Source organism: Agromyces sp. NPDC029043 (assembly GCF_055564615.1).
In genome coordinates, this window is sequence record NZ_JBVHVX010000006.1 from 21,991 (window position 1) to 35,925 (window position 13,935).

Below are 13,935 nucleotides of genomic sequence, written 5' to 3' on the forward strand. Positions count from 1 at the left end.
GCATCAGGAGCGGGTGAGCGCCCGCGACCGCCGGAACACCGGCTCGGCGGCCGCGAGCTCGGACGCGCTCGCGACCCGGAACGCGCCGGCCGGCGCCGCCTCGACCGCGTGCCGCCCCTCGCCCCGCGTCGCGATGAGCGACGCGCCGATCGACACCCCGATGATCGCCGCGACGACCGCGAGCGAGACCGGCGTCGGGATGTAGAACACGTCGAGCAGCGCCATCTTGACGCCGACCCAGACGAGCACGAGCGCGAGCCCGAGCTTGAGGTAGCGGAAGCGGTGGATGAGGTCGGCGAGCAGGAAGTACATCGCGCGCAGGCCCAGGATCGCGAAGGCGTTGGCCGTGAACACCAGGAACGGCTCGCTCGTGACCGCGAAGATGGCGGGGATCGAGTCGACCGCGAAGATCACGTCGGTGACCTCGACGAGCACCAGCACCGCGAGCAGCGGCGTCGCGACCACGACGCCGGCGCGCCGGATCAGGAATCGTTGCCCGTGGTACGCGTCGGTCATGGGCACGAACCGCCGGAACAGCCGGAGCGTCCGCGACCGCTCGGGGTGCACGTGCTCGTTGCGCGTGAGCAGCATCCGGATGCCGGTCAGGATCAGGAACGCAGCGAACACGTAGAGCACCCAGGAGAAGTTCTCGATGAGCGCGGCGCCCGCGGCGATGAACAGCCCGCGCAGCACGAGCGCGCCGAGCACGCCGAGGAACAGCACGCGGTGCTGGTACTCGCGCGGCACCGCGAACGAGGCGAAGATGATCGCCCACACGAACACGTTGTCGACCGCGAGCGACTTCTCGATCAGGTAGCCGGCGAAGTACTGCTGCCCGAACTCGGCGCCCCACGCGTTCCACACCACGATGCCGAACGTGATGCCGGCGAGCACCCAGACGACCGACCAGCCGAGCGCCTCGCGCACGCCGATGGCGTGGGCCCTGCGGTGGGCGAACAGGTCGATCGCGAGCATCGTCACGATCGCGGCGAGCACGGCGAACCAGGCGTACAGGGGGACGTCCATCGTCTTCCTCCAGTTGTCAGGTCGTATGGCAACCGGAGGTCTCGTCCGAGCGATCGGCTCGGATGCGCCGGGGCCCGGTCGGCGGGCCCGGAATGGCGACGCATCCCGCGGGGACTACTCCCCTCCTCCTCCATCGCACCACGACGGGCCGGGTCGGCGCACGCCGTCTCGGCATGGCCCGGGCGGGTTCACAGCGACTTCGAAGGCGAGCGGATGGCGCGGGGCTGCCGCTACAGCCGACGCGTGAAGGCGACCCGGTGCTCGCCGGGCCCGTCGTAGTCGCGCCAGGCGAGCACGCCGTCGATCTCGGCGTCGCCGGTCGACTCGAAGCCCATGGCGCGATGGAAGTCCTGGGAGCGCCGATTGACGGGCCCCGTGATGGCGTCGACGCGGCGGCATCCGCTCGCGCGCATCGCGGCGAAGAAGCGCTCGTACAACGTGCGCGCCAGGCCCGACTGCCGCAGGTCGGGCCGCACGCCGACGAAGTGGATGTACGCGACCTGCGGCTGCGACTGCGAGCGGAATCCGATGAGGAAGCCGGCGAGCTCGCCCGCGGCATCCTCGACGATCGTCGACGTGTCGGCGAAATGCTGGAAGAAGAGCCGGGGAAGCAGCCGCCCGAGGTCGGCGGTGCCGGGCAGGCCCCACCACGTGGGGATCACCGCGACCACGCGCGCGTGATCGGCCACGTCGGCGCGCCGGAACGATAGCGACGGATGGCGCGGGTCGGGGTCGAGGGTCGGCGGGTGGACGGTCGCGTCGCTCATGGGCACGATCCTGCCGCACCGCCCGCGTACCCTAGAAGGCGATGAGCCCGACCGCCCCCACGATCGAGTCGCCGCGCCGGCGAGCCGTCGGGCGCCGCAGACGGGGGACCGGGCTCGCGATCGGCGCCGGCGTGCTGCTGCTCCTCCTGTCGATACGCGTGCTCGCGCCCGCCGAGACGGGCGAGGCGCTCGGCGACGGGCTCCGCGACGGCATCACCCTCGCGATCAGCGTCGTCATCGAGAGCCTGCCGTTCGTGTTCCTCGGGATCGTGCTCTCGATCGGCGTGCAGCTGCTGCTGCCCTCCGACTTCCTGCTGCGCCGCCTGCCGCGCACGCCGTGGCTGCGCCGCGCGGCGCTGTCGCTGCTCGGCGTGCTGCTGCCCGTGTGCGAGTGCGGCAACATGCCGCTCGCGCGCGGCCTGATGCTCCGCGGCCTCTCGGTGGGCGAGTCGATGACGTTCCTGCTCGCCGCGCCGATCCTGAACCCGGTCACGATCATCGTGACCTACCAGGCGTTCGGCTGGGAGGACGGCATCCTCGCCTGGCGGATCGTCGGCGGGTTCCTCATCGCCAACCTCGTCGGCTGGATGCTGAGCCGCCACCCCGAGCCGCAGCGCATGCTCACGCCCGGCTTCCAGGCGGCGTGCGCGCACGACCACGATCACGACGGCGAGCCGAAGCCCCGCCGCGCGGTGCGCATGTTCGCCGACGAGGCCTCGGCGATGCTGCCGGCGCTGTTCGTCGGGTCGGCGATCGCGGGCGCCATCCAGGTCGCGGTCTCGCGCGACGTGCTCGTCGGCCTCGGCCAGGATGCGATCTGGTCGGTGTTCGCGCTCATGGCGCTCGCGTTCGTGATCTCGATCTGCTCGAACGTCGATGCGTTCTTCATCCTCGCGTTCGGCTCGACGTTCCTGCCGGGCGCGATCATCGCGTTCCTGCTGTTCGGGCCGATGATCGACATCAAGATGCTCGCGCTCATGCGCACGACGTTCACGGGGCGCACGCTCGTGCAGGTCTCGCTCGTCGTCGCGCTCGCCGCGGCCGCGATCGGGCTGGGGGTGAATGCGCTTGCGTGAGTTCGTGGATCGCTGGAAGGGCGTCGCGCTCGCCGCGCTGGGCGTGGTCGCGACGGCCTGGCTCGCTGCGACCGGCCGGCTGGGGCTGTACATCCACCCGCGGTACTTCGTCTTCACGGTGATCATGGCCCTGATCGCGGTGGTGTTCCTCGTGGCGGCGTTCGCCGTGGTCCCGACGGCGCGAGGCGACGAGCACGCCCACGCCGCGCCATCCGCTCGCCGCCGCATCGGGACCGCGGCGGGCGTGCTCGTCGTCGTGGCCTCCGCCGTCGCCCTGCTCGTGCTGCCGCCCGCGACGCTCTCGAGCGCCACCGCGTCGCAGCGGGAGCTGAACGCGGCCGCCGCCGTCGGCGACTCGGTGCCGCAGCTCGTGGGAGGCGACCCGTCGACGTTCACCGTGAAGGACTGGGCGCTGCTGCTGCGCCAGAACCCAGACCCGGCCGACTTCGCCGACCCGATCGAGGTCACCGGGTTCGTGCTCCCGTCCGGCGACTCCGACGACGTGTTCTACGTCGCGCGGTTCACGGTCACGTGCTGCGCGGTCGACGCGCAGCCCGTCGGGGTCCCCGTGCACCTGCCGGGCTGGCAGGACCGATTCGAGGCCGACCAGTGGATCTCGGCGAGCGGACGGCTCGCCGACGACCCCGACGGCGGCGCCTCGCTCGTGCTCGTGCCCGAGTCGGTGGAGCCGACCGAGCAGCCGGAGCAGCCGTATGTCTTCTGACGCCACGTCGTCTGCGGCCTCGCCCGCGCGCCGGGAGGCGCACGAGGCGCGCCGGTTCGCCCGGCTCGTGGGGGCCGTGGTCGCCGCGCTCGTCGTGCTGGTCGTCGCGCTCGGCGCGGCGAACGCCTTCCGCGGGCCGCGCGTGCTCGAGGCGGCGGCCGATACATCGGATGCCACGCGGCTCGCGGGGGCGACCGTCGCGTTCCGACTGAACCAGCCGGTCGGCGAGGTGGGATCGCTGCGCGTCCAACCCGCGGCCGAGGCTTCCGTCGCGGTCGACGACCAGGTCGTGCGCGTCACGTTCGACGCGCCCCTCCGGCCGTCCCAGGCGTACTCGGTCGAGGTCGACGGCGTGACCGCGGCCGGGGGCGGGCCGGCGGCGACGCTCGAGCACGCCTTCACGACTGAGGCCGAGACGCTGCACGTGCTGCAGCGGCGGAGCGCCGACGGCGCCGAGGACCGGATCGTCCGCGCCTCGACCGGAGGCGGCGAGCCCGAGGTCGTGCTGGCTGCGCCGCGCATCCGGTCGTTCGCGCACGCGGGCGACGTGGTCGCCGCGGTCGAGCTCCTGCCCGACGACTCGACCCGGCTCCGATTCGCGACCGCCGGGCAGGCCGATCCGCCGGCGCCGCTCGCCCTGCCGGAGCCGGGGACGGTGACCTCGATCGCGGGATCCACGACGCATCCCCGGATCGGCTTCGTCGTCGCCGGCGCCGCCGACGCCGCGACGAGCACGCTGTACCTCGTCGATGTCTCGGGCGCGCCGGGCGGCACGCCGCAACCCGTGCTCGGCCTCGACGGGCGGCCCATGCTCGTGGCCGATTGGATGTTCGTGCCCGGCTCGCCGTCGGTCGTCGTGCACGACCGCGACGGCGCCATGTTCCTCGTCGACCCGCTCGGGGCCGCACCCCCCGCGCCGCTCGGCTCGCACGCCGAGTTGCGCGGCGCGCTTCCGGGCACGACCACGCTCGTCGTGGCCGACCCCGACCGCGGCGCGACGCTCGACCTCGCGACGGGCGAATCGACGACGCTCGAGCTGCCGGCCGCAGACCTGCCCGAGGGTGCGTACCCCGGTCGCGTCACCTCGCTCGACGCCGAGGGCGCGCACCTCGTCGACGTGCTGCTCCTCGACGGCGAGAGCGGGTTCGCGTCCCTGCTGGCCCGGGCGGATGCCGCCGGCACCTCGATCGCGTACGCCCCGCCGTCGGGCAGCCGCATGCTCGAGTACTGCCTCGCGCCCGGCGGCCGGCTCGTCGCGGTCGAGACCGCCGGCGTCGTCGCCGAGGAGGACGGCTACCCCGGCGAGCCCTGGACGAGGGGCACGCTCACGACGCTCGTCGACCTCGCCGACGGACGCGTGGTGCTCTCGCTGCCGGGCGGGCTCACCGACTGGTGCCGCTGAGGCGCTCGGCTCAGCGACCCAGGGCCACGCCGAGCGCGGTGACCGCGTCGGCGCTCACGATCGCGACGAACGCTGCGCGCGGATGGCCCGCACCGCGAGCTGCACGGCGGCGACGACGAGCAGCGCCGCGAACAGCCAGCCGCCGAGCTCGGGCGGGACGAGGAACGCGAGCGCCACGCCGGGGAGCGCCCCCAGCGTCGCCGCGATGCCCGCGATCAGTGCCGCGCGCAGGTCGACGAGGCCGCTGCGCACGTTCGTGAGGGTTCCGCTCACGGCCGTGGGGATCATCGCGACGAGCGAGGTGCCGCGCGCGATGAGGTCGCCCAGGCCGAAGAGGGTCATGAAGGCGGGCACCATGATGAGCCCGCCGCCGACGCCGAAGAGCCCCGAGGCGATGCCGACCACGAGGCCGAGCGCGACGAGCCCCAGCGCCGGGCCGATCTCGAGCGGCACCGGGTCGGCGGCCCGGTCGGGCGCGGCGACCGCGAGGCGGATGGCCACGACGACCAGCAGTGCGATGAAGAGCCACCGAAGCCACTCGAGGGGGAGGCGGGCGAGCAGCTTCGCGCCGATCCATCCGCCGGCGATGCCGCCGATCGCCACGAGCGCTGCGGCGACCAGGTCGACCTGTCCGTTCACGAGGTACGCGATCGAGCCGGCGACGGCGGTCGGCACGATCGCCGCAAGGGAGGTCGCCGACGCGCGCCGCTGGTCCATGCCCGCCAGGAGGATCAGCAGCGGGACCATCACGATCCCGCCGCCGACGCCGAACATGCCCGAGAGCACGCCGCCGATCACGCCGACGAGCGCGAAGCGCCACGCGGCCGCGCGGGGTCGCTCGGAGTGCGGCGTGGCGGCGGGGGGCGTGGTCACCCGCTCACCCTACCGATGCGCCCGCATCGGACCCATCGGAGGAGTCCCCATGTGCGCCCGTGTGGTGACACCTGTGGACACACCTGCCCTTCCGGCGCGGGTGTGGGCTAGAATCGGGGTTCCTCCACCTGCGGGCGCCCGCCCGCTTCACGACTGATTGCCCGGAGGCGGCACGATCCGCATGGCATGACCCGAGACCGAGGGCGACGGCGCGCGAGGCGCGGCGACCCACGGACATCGCCCGCACGGCATCCGCCGACGGGCTGCGGACGGCCGCCCGGCCGAACGTGAGGGGCCGAACCGTTCGGCCCAGTACGAACGAAGGAAATACCAGCATGGCAACCGGAACCGTCAAGTGGTTCAACGCCGAAAAGGGCTTCGGCTTCATCGCTCCCTCCGACGGGAGCCCCGACGTCTTCGCGCACTTCAGCGCCATCACGGGCAGCGGCTACCGCTCGCTCGAGGAGGGCCAGAACGTCGAGTTCGAGGTCGTCCAGGGCCAGAAGGGCCTGCAGGCCGAGAACATCCGCGCGATCTGAGCGCACGCGGGCCGATGGCCCGCACCCGTACGCCGGGTCGGACCGCATGGTCCGGCCCGGCGTTCGCCGTCTCCGGGGTTCCGGATGCCGCGCAGGTGCGGCTACCACCCGAGGGCATCCGGGGCAAGCGACTGGGCGGCGCGCGCACCGCCACGTAGCCTCGCCCCATGGCGACATCCGGTGAAGCGAAGCGCCCCGGTGGCGCCGGTGAGCGACCCGGCGCCGACGCGTGGGTTCCCGATCACCCCGACCTCGACGGCCTGCGCGCCGCCGCACCGGAGTGCCGCGGCTGCGAGCTGTACCGCGACGCCACGCAGGTCGTCTTCTCGTCGGGGACCGCGCGCGCCGAGATCATGCTCGTCGGCGAGCAGCCGGGCGATCGCGAGGACCGCGAGGGGGAGCCGTTCGTCGGACCGGCCGGGCTGCTGCTCGGTCGCGCGCTCGAGGCGGCGGGGATCCGCCGTGGCGACGCCTACCTGACCAACGCCGTCAAGCATTTCCGGTTCGAGCAGCGCGGCAAGCGCCGCATCCACGCCAAGCCCGCGGTCGGGCACGTCGTGGCGTGCCATCCGTGGCTCGAGGCCGAGTTCGAGGTGGTGCAGCCCCGCGTCGTCGTCTGCCTGGGTGCGACGGCCGCGCGGGCGGTGCTCGGCGGCGAGGTCCGCATCGGCGAGGTGCGGGGTCGGGTGCTGACGGAGGACGCGCGCGGTGCGGCGCTCGCCGCGCCCGCCGTCGTCACCGAGCATCCGTCGGCGGTGCTGCGCGTGCGGGAGGCCCCGGCGCGGGAGGCCGCGTTCGACCGACTCGTCGACGACCTGTCGGCGGCCGCCGAGGTCGCACGCAGCTCGCACCGATAGGCTCGCCGGGCACCCGGATGAAGGAGTCAGCATGCAGTGCCCCAACGACGGCGCCGTGCTCGTGATGAGCGAGCGCAGCGGCATCGAGATCGACTACTGCCCCACGTGCCGCGGCGTGTGGCTCGACCGTGGCGAGCTCGACAAGATCATCGAGCGCGCGGGGCGCGAGTTCGGTGCGCCGCCCGCGGCCCAGTCCGCGCCCCAGGCGCCGCCGGCCGCCCCGGCGCCGCAGGTCGCGCCGCAGCAGCCCACCCCGCAGCAGCAGGGCTATCCGGTGAACCCGATGGACGTGCTCCGGCAGGCGACGCGCGGCTATGACGACCGCCGGTACGACGATCGCCGGTACGACGACCGCGGCTACGACCAGGGCTACCCGCGCAAGAAGAAGAAGGACAACTGGCTCTCCGAGCTCTTCGACTGACGCGCGTTCCGGCACTCCGTCGTGGGCTTCGCCGACGGTCGGGCGGTCAGCTCGCGAGCGCCAGTCGCCGTTCGGCCGGTGCGAGGTCGATGTGCATGCCGCCGGCCGAGTTCGCCGCGGCGACGAGCTTCTCGAGCCGCTCGCGGTCGAGCGTTCCGGTCTCCTCGGCGTCGAACATGAACCGCAGTGCGATGGAGGGCTGGATCCACAGCGTCTCGGCGGCGCCGCCGGTGCCGGGGCCGCGCAGCGTCAGGGCGAACGGCTCCGTCCGGCGCAGCTTGGCGATCATGGCGGCCCGCAGGTGTCGCAGCGTGGTGTCGTCGACCTCGTAGCGGTGGCCGGCGGTCCCGTAGACGAATTGTCCCATCGTGTCCCCTCGTCGTGCCCTGGCCGCGGGTGGCGGCATCGATGAGGGGAGATTATCGCGTAACTAGATTGTCTAGCGAAAATTGTGGAACAGGTTCCGATTCCGGCTATTCGTCGTCGGAAACGGACTCCGCCGGTCCCGACGGCGGTACCGGCTGACCGATGTCCACCATCCACTGCACGCCGAACCGGTCGGTGAGCATGCCGAACACGTCGCCCCAGGGCGAGCGCTCGAGCGGGATCGTCACGTCGCCGTCCTCGGCGAGCGCCTCCCAGTAGCCCCGCAGCGCCGCCTCGTCGTCGGGTCCGCCGTTCAGCGACACGGCGAAGTTCGTGCCCGCCTCGTAGGGCAGCTCGTTGGGCGTGTCGGCGCCCATCAGCTCGAGGCCGTCCGCCACGAGGCGTCCGTGCATGATCTTGTCGGCCTCGGCGGAGTCCTCGCTCGCGTCGAACTCGCCGAACGTGCTCAGGGTGAGCTCGCCGCCGAACACCGAGTGGTAGAACTCCATGGCCGCACGGGCCTCGTCGCGGAAGCTGAGGTAGGGGTTGAGTCGCACGGGCATGCTGGTCTCCTCGGTCGAAGCGCGGGCGGCGGGTCGGATGCCGCCGCGCTGATTCTGCCGCGCCGGAGGGCACGGGCGCGAGGGGGTCGTGCGGTCGGCGCCGCCAGCGCGGTCGGGCGAGCGGATGTCGCGCCATCCGCTGCCTCGCACCCCTTGACGCCCGGCGGTTGCCAGCGTACATTGACAACCAACACGTTGATCAAATGATTGGTTGATCATGATCTCGAGCGCCGCCGACGAACGGCTCGACCGCGCCTTCATGGCGCTGGCCGACCCCGTGCGGCGCGGCATCGTCGCGCGGCTCAGTCGCGGATCGGCCACGGTCAACGAACTCGCCGAACCGTTCGACATCACCAAGCAGGCGGTGTCGAAGCACATCCAGGTGCTCGAGTCCGCCGGACTCGTCACCCGGACCCGCGACGCGCAGCGTCGCCCCGTGCACCTCGACGCGGCTGCGCTCGAGACGCTCACCGAGTGGATCGACCGCTACCGCCTCATCCACGAGCAGCAGTACCGACGGCTCGACGCGCTGCTCGCCGGCACCGACCCGAAGGAGTCATCATGACCACCGAGACCGCGAACCCGGTCACCATCACCGCCCCTGCGGGGCTGCCTTTCGTCGACATCGAGCGCATCTTCGACGCGCCCGTCGCCGCCGTGTTCGAGGCGCACCGCGACCCCGACCTCGTGCGGCAGTGGCTCGGCCCGAACGGGTACGAGATGACCGTCGAACGGTGGGACTTCCGTCCGCAGGGCGGCTACCGCTACGTGCACCGCGACCCCGAGGGCCAGGCGTACGCGTTCAACGGCACGTTCCACACCGTGCGCGAGAACGAGCTCGCCGTGCAGACCTTCGAGTTCGAGGGCGCGCCCGATGTCGTCAGCCTCGACGCGATGACGTTCGAAGACCTCGGCGACGGCCGCACGAGGCTGCGGGGCCACTCGGTCTTCCCGACGGTCGAGGCCCGCGACGCCATGGTCGAGAGCGGCATGGAGCGCGGCGTCGTCGAGGGGTACGCGCGACTCGATGCGCTGCTGGCCCGCTGACCCCGACCCCCGCTCACCCCGCGCCGTGAGATGACGGGAACGGCTCGTCGATCGCCGACGAGCACCCGTTCGCGTCACCTCGCGGCCCAATGGAAACGGAGAATCCCATGGACTGGACCCTCGAGGTCGTCATCGTGCCCGTCGCCGACATCGACCGGGCGATCGAGTTCTACCGCGACCGGGTCGGCTTCGCGCTCGACCACGACACGCACGCCGGCCCGCACCGGTTCGCGCAGCTCACGCCGCCGGGCTCGGGCTGCTCGATCGTGATCGGCACGCTCCCCGCGCAGAGCGAGATGGAACCGGGCTCGCTCAAGGGCGTGCAGCTCGTGGTCGCCGACGCGGAGGCCGCACGGGCCGAGCTCGTCGGTCGCGGCGTCGACGCCGGCCCGATCCAGGTGATCGACCCACGCGACGGCGGCACGTTCTTCGGCTTCGCCGATCCCGACGGCAACACGTGGGCCGTCCAGCAGATCCGCGCGCGGGCGACGCATCCGCTCATCCCGGTCGAGGCGCGCCAGCGCTTCGGTGCCGAGCAGGAGGCTGACGCCGCCGGCTGACGCGCCGGTGGTCGAGCAGCGCCGGAGGAGCGTCTCGAGATCGATCCGCGTTCACGGGTCTCGGTACGCCGCTGCGCGCCTGCTGGACCACGGGGCGGCGTTGGAGGATGGAGGCGTGAGCACGCTCGTCCTCCTCTCCGACACGCACCTGCCGAAGCGGGCCCGCGACCTGCCGCCCGAGCTCTGGGCCGCGATCGACGCCGCCGACGTCGTGATCCACGCGGGCGACTGGGTGGATGTCGCGACCCTCGACGCGCTCGAGGCGCGGGCGCGCCGGCTCATCGGGGTGTACGGCAACAACGACGGGCCGGCGCTGCGGGCCAGGCTGCCCGAGGTCGCGCGCGCCGAGATCGACGGCGTGCGCCTCGCCGTGGTCCACGAGACCGGGTCGGCCGCCGGTCGCGACGCCCGCATCGCCGCCGCCTTCCCCGACGTCGACGTGCTCGTGTTCGGGCACAGCCACATCCCGTGGGACACCGTCGCGCCGAGCGGCCTGCGCCTGCTCAACCCGGGCTCGCCCACCGACCGCCGACGCCAGCCCGTCGGCACCTTCATGACCGCGGCCACGCACGAGGGGCGACTCGTGGACGTGCGCCTCGTGCCGGTCGACCCCGGGTGGCGCGACCCGGCCCGCTGAGGCGATCAGGCCACCGAAGCCCGACTGGACCGCGACGGCACCCGCCGGACGGAGCGAGGATGGGCGGGTGAACTCCGCAGCCGAGATCCTCCGCTACGCCGCCTTCACGACCGACCCCTCGGGCGGCAACCCCGCCGGGATCGTGCTCGACGCCGGCGGGCTCGACGACGCCGACATGCTGCGCATCGCGGGCGAGGTCGGCTACGCCGAGACGGCGTTCGTCACGGGCGAGACGGCGGGAGCGCGCGACATCCGCTACTTCTCGCCCGTCGCCGAGGTGCCGTTCTGCGGACATGCGACCGTGGCCACGGCGGTCGCGATCGCCGAACGCCAGGGTGCCGGTCGTGTGCGCTTCGCGACCCCGGTCGGCGAGGTCGCCATCGAGACGATCGAGGCGGATGGCGCGCTGCGCGCCGCCTTCACGAGCGTCGAGCCGTCGGTCGAGCCCATGCCCGACGGCGTGCTCGATGCGCTGCTCGAGCTCACGGGCCTCTCGGCCGGCGCGCTCGACGAGCGCCATCCGCCGCGCATCGCCTTCGCCGGCAACCGCCACCCGGTGCTCGTCGTCGCCGACGCGGCCGCATTCGACGGGTTCGCGTTCGACCCGGCACGGGCACGCGCACTCATGGACGAGCACGGCTGGCCGGCGACCATCGCGGTGCTGCGCCGCCTGACCGACGACGTCGACGGCGGCCTGCGCTTCGAGGCGCGCAACATCTTCCCGGTCGGCACCATCACCGAGGACCCGGCCACCGGCGCCGCCGCCGCGGCCGTCGGCGGATACCTGCGCGGGCTCGGCGCCGTGACGCCGCCCGCGCGCGTGGTGATCCACCAGGGGCGGCACGTCGGCCGCCCGAGCGAGCTCGTCGTCGATATCCCCGAGCGCGGCGGCATCGTCGTCAGCGGTGCGGCGGTGCCGATCGGCTGAGCACCCTCCCCACGGCCGCGCAAGGGGGAAAGCGGATGCCGCAGCCCGGGTTAGGCTCGTTCGCGCGGCGCACCGCGACATCCGCTTCGCACCTGCGCCCTCGGAACCCGACGGAGGAGCTCCATGCAGACCCGAACCCTCGGCCGCACCGGCCGCACCGTCTCGGTCATCGGACTCGGCACCTGGCAGCTCGGCGCCGACTGGGGCGAGGTCGACGAGGCCGACGCGCTCGCGGTGCTCGACGCGTCGCACGAGGCGGGCGTCACGGTCTTCGACACGGCCGACGTCTACGGCGACGGCCGATCGGAGTCGCTCATCGGCCGCTGGCTGGCCGCGAATCCCGGCTCGGGCGTCACGGTCGCGACGAAGATGGGCCGCCGCATGCCGCAGGAGCACGGCAACTACGTCCTGGAGAACTTCCGCGCCTGGACCGACCGGTCGCGCCGCAACCTCGGCGTCGACACGCTCGACCTCGTGCAACTGCACTGCCCGCCGACGTCGGTGTTCACCGACGACGCCGTCTACGACGCGCTCGACACGCTCGTCGCCGAGGGTGCGATCTCCGCCTACGGCGTGAGCGTCGAGAAGGTCGAGGAGGCGCTCGCGGCGATCGCCCGCCCGAACGTCGCAACCGTGCAGATCATCCTCAACGCGTTCCGGCTGAAGCCCGTCGAGGAGGTGCTGCCGGTCGCCGAGCAGTACGGCGTCGGCGTCATCGCGCGCGTGCCGCTCGCGAGCGGCCTGCTCTCGGGCAAGTACACCCTCGACACGCAGTTCGCCGCGAACGACCACCGCAACTACAACCGGCACGGCGAGTCGTTCGACGTCGGCGAGACGTTCTCGGGCGTCGACTACGCGACGGGCGTGCGCGCGGCATCCGAGTTCGCCGCGCTGGCGGCCGAAGCGGCACCCGATGCCACGCCCGCCCAGGTCGCGCTCGCCTGGATCGCCCGGCAGTCGGGCGTCTCGACGGTGATCCCCGGCGCCCGCAACCCCGAGCAGGCTCGGGCGAACGCGGCCGCGGGCTCGCTCGAGCTGCCCGACTCGTTCGACGCCGCCGTGCGCGACCTCTACGACCGCGAGATCCGCGCGTCGGTGCATCACCGCTGGTGACCCGCCGGGCAGCCCGCGTCGGATCGAGGGCGATCCCCGCGGGACCCCCGGACCCCGCACCGGCCGAGCCGGCAGGCGGTGACGCGTGATCGACATCCTCACCGGGTTCGCGGTCATCGCACTGGCCGTGTTCGTCGGCTGGGTCGCAGGCCGCACGGGCGTGCTCGGCCCGAACGCACGGCCCGTGCTCGCGCGACTGAACTTCAACGTGCTCTCGCCGTTCCTGCTGTTCTCCGTGCTCGCGACGGCCGACGTGCGCGCGCTGTTCTCGGCGCTGCTGCCCGTCTCGGGGATCGCGGCGGCCGCGATGATGCTCGTGTTCTCGGTCGTCTCACTCCTGCTGCTGCGCCGCGGCGTCGCGCGCACGACCATCGGCGCACTCGCGGCGGGATACGTCAACGGCAACAACATCGGCATCCCGATCGCGCTCTACCTGCTGGGGGATGCCGCGTACTCGGCGCCCGTCGTGCTGCTGCAGCTCCTCCTGTTCGCGCCGGTCGCGCTCGCCGTGCTCGGCGCGACCGTCGAGGGACGCACGTCGGTCCGCGGCATCCTGCGCTCGACCTTCACGAACCCGATCATCATCGGGTCGCTGCTCGGCGTGCTCGTCTCCGTGTCGGGGATCGAGCTGCCCGCGATGCTGCTCGACCCCGTGCAGCTCATCGGCCAGGCGGCCGTGCCGCTCATGCTCATCGCCTACGGGCTCTCGCTGCACGGGCAGCGCATGTTCGAACCGGGCACCGGGCTGCGCGACGTGCTCGTCGCCTCGGTGCTCAAGCTGTTCGCGATGCCCGCGGTCGCGTGGGCGGTGGGCGCGTTCGTCTTCGGGCTCGACGGGCGCGAGCTCTACGCGGTGACCGTGCTCGCGGCGCTGCCGACCGCGCAGAACGTCTTCAACTTCGCCCAGAAGTACGAGATCGCCGAGATCGTCGCGCGCGACACCGTGTTCCTCACGACGGTCGGCTCGGTGCCGGTGCTGTTCGCCGTCTCGCTGCTGCTCGGCTGAGCGCGCGTGCGACGCCGCGCGACGGCCGGG

The 13,935-nt window shown here is 72.9% G+C and carries 19 protein-coding genes; 14 read left to right on the forward strand and 5 right to left on the reverse strand.

The window, feature by feature from the left end:
* Positions 1-3: 3 nt before the first annotated feature.
* Complete coding sequence (locus ACZ4TW_RS09465; protein ID WP_465542358.1) at positions 4-1,026, reverse strand: TerC family protein; 1,023 nt, start codon at positions 1,024-1,026, stop codon at positions 4-6.
* A 230-nt stretch (positions 1,027-1,256) separates the two neighbouring features.
* Positions 1,257-1,793: a GNAT family N-acetyltransferase gene (locus ACZ4TW_RS09470; RefSeq protein ID WP_465542360.1), complete on the reverse strand. Its 537-nt coding sequence runs from the start codon at positions 1,791-1,793 to the stop codon at positions 1,257-1,259.
* Positions 1,794-1,834: 41 nt separating this feature from the next.
* Between ACZ4TW_RS09470 and ACZ4TW_RS09475 the strand changes: the two genes are divergently transcribed.
* Genes ACZ4TW_RS09475 through ACZ4TW_RS09485 form a run of 3 tightly spaced genes read left to right on the forward strand, consistent with a single transcriptional unit; the run spans position 1,835 to position 4,995 of the window.
* Positions 1,835-2,869, forward strand: coding sequence for a permease (locus ACZ4TW_RS09475; RefSeq protein ID WP_465542362.1), 1,035 nt, complete (start codon positions 1,835-1,837; stop codon positions 2,867-2,869).
* Positions 2,870-2,873: 4 nt separating this feature from the next.
* A complete protein-coding gene (locus ACZ4TW_RS09480; RefSeq protein ID WP_465542363.1) occupies positions 2,874-3,593 on the forward strand; it encodes a TIGR03943 family putative permease subunit in 720 nt (239 codons plus the stop codon).
* Positions 3,583-4,995, forward strand: coding sequence for a hypothetical protein (locus tag ACZ4TW_RS09485; protein ID WP_465542365.1), 1,413 nt, complete (start codon positions 3,583-3,585; stop codon positions 4,993-4,995). Before ACZ4TW_RS09480 ends, ACZ4TW_RS09485 begins: the two co-directional genes overlap by 11 nt.
* Positions 4,996-5,049: 54 nt before the next feature.
* On the opposite strand, the gene ACZ4TW_RS09490 is transcribed toward ACZ4TW_RS09485, so the two are convergent.
* Positions 5,050-5,868: a sulfite exporter TauE/SafE family protein gene (locus ACZ4TW_RS09490; RefSeq protein ID WP_465542367.1), complete on the reverse strand. Its 819-nt coding sequence runs from the start codon at positions 5,866-5,868 to the stop codon at positions 5,050-5,052.
* A 335-nt stretch (positions 5,869-6,203) separates the two neighbouring features.
* On the opposite strand from ACZ4TW_RS09490, the gene ACZ4TW_RS09495 reads away from it, so the two are divergent.
* From ACZ4TW_RS09495 to ACZ4TW_RS09510, 4 genes are read left to right on the forward strand one after another with little or no spacing between them, the layout of a single operon-like run.
* Entirely contained in the window at positions 6,204-6,407 is a 204-nt protein-coding gene (locus ACZ4TW_RS09495) for a cold-shock protein (protein ID WP_092668238.1), read from the forward strand.
* A 14-nt stretch (positions 6,408-6,421) separates the two neighbouring features.
* Positions 6,422-6,565 (forward strand): hypothetical protein, encoded by a 144-nt coding sequence (locus tag ACZ4TW_RS09500; protein ID WP_465542369.1) that lies wholly within the window; start codon positions 6,422-6,424, stop codon positions 6,563-6,565.
* A gap of 9 nt (positions 6,566-6,574) precedes the next feature.
* On the forward strand, positions 6,575-7,264 hold the full coding sequence (locus ACZ4TW_RS09505) for a UdgX family uracil-DNA binding protein (RefSeq protein WP_465542371.1): 690 nt from the start codon (positions 6,575-6,577) through the stop codon (positions 7,262-7,264).
* 31 nt (positions 7,265-7,295) lie between these two features.
* Positions 7,296-7,685 carry a TFIIB-type zinc ribbon-containing protein gene (locus ACZ4TW_RS09510; RefSeq protein ID WP_465542372.1) on the forward strand — a complete coding sequence of 130 codons (390 nt, stop codon included), beginning with the start codon at positions 7,296-7,298 and terminating at the stop codon, positions 7,683-7,685.
* A 46-nt stretch (positions 7,686-7,731) separates the two neighbouring features.
* Here ACZ4TW_RS09510 and ACZ4TW_RS09515 read toward each other — a convergent pair whose 3' ends face one another.
* Together ACZ4TW_RS09515 and ACZ4TW_RS09520 are read right to left on the reverse strand one after the other, a co-directional pair.
* A complete protein-coding gene (locus ACZ4TW_RS09515; RefSeq protein ID WP_465542374.1) occupies positions 7,732-8,052 on the reverse strand; it encodes a DUF7882 family protein in 321 nt (106 codons plus the stop codon).
* 106 nt (positions 8,053-8,158) lie between these two features.
* Complete coding sequence (locus ACZ4TW_RS09520) at positions 8,159-8,614, reverse strand: VOC family protein (RefSeq protein WP_465542376.1); 456 nt, start codon at positions 8,612-8,614, stop codon at positions 8,159-8,161.
* A 217-nt stretch (positions 8,615-8,831) separates the two neighbouring features.
* Between ACZ4TW_RS09520 and ACZ4TW_RS09525 the strand changes: the two genes are divergently transcribed.
* From ACZ4TW_RS09525 to ACZ4TW_RS09555, 7 genes are all read left to right on the forward strand, one after another.
* Positions 8,832-9,179 (forward strand): ArsR/SmtB family transcription factor, encoded by a 348-nt coding sequence (locus tag ACZ4TW_RS09525; protein WP_465542378.1) that lies wholly within the window; start codon positions 8,832-8,834, stop codon positions 9,177-9,179.
* Entirely contained in the window at positions 9,176-9,661 is a 486-nt protein-coding gene (locus ACZ4TW_RS09530) for an SRPBCC family protein (protein WP_465542380.1), read from the forward strand. The genes ACZ4TW_RS09525 and ACZ4TW_RS09530 overlap by 4 nt, the downstream gene beginning before the upstream one ends.
* Before the next feature lie 107 nt (positions 9,662-9,768).
* Positions 9,769-10,221, forward strand: a complete 453-nt coding sequence (locus ACZ4TW_RS09535; protein WP_465542382.1) for a VOC family protein — start codon at positions 9,769-9,771, stop codon at positions 10,219-10,221.
* Positions 10,222-10,336: 115 nt separating this feature from the next.
* Positions 10,337-10,858 carry a metallophosphoesterase family protein gene (locus tag ACZ4TW_RS09540; protein ID WP_465542384.1) on the forward strand — a complete coding sequence of 174 codons (522 nt, stop codon included), beginning with the start codon at positions 10,337-10,339 and terminating at the stop codon, positions 10,856-10,858.
* A 67-nt stretch (positions 10,859-10,925) separates the two neighbouring features.
* Positions 10,926-11,786, forward strand: a complete 861-nt coding sequence (locus tag ACZ4TW_RS09545) for a PhzF family phenazine biosynthesis protein (RefSeq protein WP_465542386.1) — start codon at positions 10,926-10,928, stop codon at positions 11,784-11,786.
* 123 nt (positions 11,787-11,909) lie between these two features.
* Positions 11,910-12,899: an aldo/keto reductase gene (locus ACZ4TW_RS09550; RefSeq protein ID WP_465542387.1), complete on the forward strand. Its 990-nt coding sequence runs from the start codon at positions 11,910-11,912 to the stop codon at positions 12,897-12,899.
* Between the two features lie 85 nt (positions 12,900-12,984).
* Entirely contained in the window at positions 12,985-13,905 is a 921-nt protein-coding gene (locus ACZ4TW_RS09555) for an AEC family transporter (RefSeq protein ID WP_465542388.1), read from the forward strand.
* Positions 13,906-13,935: the final 30 nt, after the last annotated feature.